The organism is Streptococcus mitis, from assembly GCF_009496285.1.
GTDB lineage: Bacteria > Bacillota > Bacilli > Lactobacillales > Streptococcaceae > Streptococcus > Streptococcus mitis_BP.
This window is the reverse complement of record NZ_WIJK01000052.1, coordinates 1-1550: the sequence shown is the minus strand read 5'-3', so window position 1 is coordinate 1550 and position 1550 is coordinate 1. Positions and strand designations below refer to the sequence as shown.

The 1550-nt window shown below is 37.9% G+C and carries 1 protein-coding gene; it reads left to right on the top strand.

Features of this window, described 5'->3' with window-relative positions; translation table 11 throughout:
- Positions 1-98: 98 nt before the first annotated feature.
- Positions 99-1484 (top strand): IS1182 family transposase, encoded by a 1386-nt coding sequence (locus GEZ89_RS09450; RefSeq protein WP_416222460.1) that lies wholly within the window; start codon positions 99-101, stop codon positions 1482-1484.
- Positions 1485-1550 lie beyond the last annotated feature (66 nt).

Below are 1550 nucleotides of genomic sequence, written 5' to 3'. Positions count from 1 at the left end.
TCAGATTGAAGACAAAGTCCTTGGAAGTCCAGTTTCTAAGGGCTTTTCTTTGTGTAAAGTCGTATAATAGAGGTAAGAAAAGTTGTGAGGTGTTCCCTATGTTTCACAAAGAAAAACCTGATTATAACCGTAAGCAATATGGTTTCTATACAATAGACGAATTGGTCCCCAAAGATCACTTTCTTCGACAAGTAGATTCAAAGGTTGATTTTGACTTTATTTATGATTTGGTAGAAAATACCTATAGCCCAGATAATGGTCGTCCTAGTCTTGATCCCGTCATGCTAGTCAAAATTCCTTTGATTAAATGTTTTTATGGCATTCGTTCCATGCGCCAAACCATGAAAGATATTGAAGTAAATGTGGCCTATCGTTGGTTTCTTGGACTAACTTTAGATGATAAGGTCCCTCATTTTACTACCTATGGAAAGAATTACAGCCGTCGTTTTCAAGATAAAGAACTCATTTCTGAGATTTTTTCCCAAGTTCTCAGCCAAGCTTTGTATGCTGGCTTAATTGATCCTTCTGAAATATTTGTGGATGGTACCCATATCAAAGCGGCGGCTAATAGTCACAAGTATCGTAAGGAAATGGTAGACCAACAAGCTAAATTTATGAGTGAACAATTGGCAGTTGAGATTGATTTAGATAGGAAAAAACACGAAAAAAAGTCCTTAAAGCCCGCAAAAGAAAGTGAGGCCAAGGAAAAGAAGATCTCAACAACAGATCCCGAGTGTGGTTGGTTTCACAAGGGCGAACACAAGGAAGTATTTGCCTATTCTGCTCAAGTTGCTTGTGATAAGCATGGTTGGGCCTTAGCTTATACGGTTGAAGCAGGAAATGTTCATGATAGTCAGGCCTTCCCTGCCCTATTTTCAAAGTTAGAGCCTTTCTCCCCACACTATATTATTGCGGATTCAGGTTACAAGACACCAGCTATTGCCCATTATTTATTAGAACGTAACATCATCCCTGTCTTTCCTTATACTCGTCCAAAGGGAGTAAAGGGAAACTTAAGACCTAGTAATTTTGTTTATGATGCAAGCCATGATTGTTATGTCTGTCCAGAAAATCAAGTACTAAACTATCGCACGACCACTCGAGAAGGCTACCGTGAGTATAAGAGTAATCCAAAAGTATGTGTTGCCTGTCCTTTATTATCCGTTTGTACCCAAAGCAAGAATTTTCAAAAAGTAGTAACGAGACATGTCTGGAAAGATGCCCTTGAATTTTGTGAGGAAATTCGCCACCAAAGAGAAATGAAAGAGCTCTATAAGAAGCGCAAAGAAACAATTGAACGACTCTTTGGGACGGCTAAGGAGTACCATAATTTGAGATACACTAGAGAGAAAGGAAAGTCCAAAATGCAGGATCAGGTTGGGCTTACTTTGGCGTGTTTAAATATCAAAAAATTAGTGAAATGGATAGGGTATGTCCCTTTTTATTTTTCTCAAATACAGATTTTTGAATGGAATATCAGATGATGAGACAAACTATTTTTGAAAAAAGAAAAAGACAAACGCCAAAAATAACGTTTGTCTTCGTTCTGA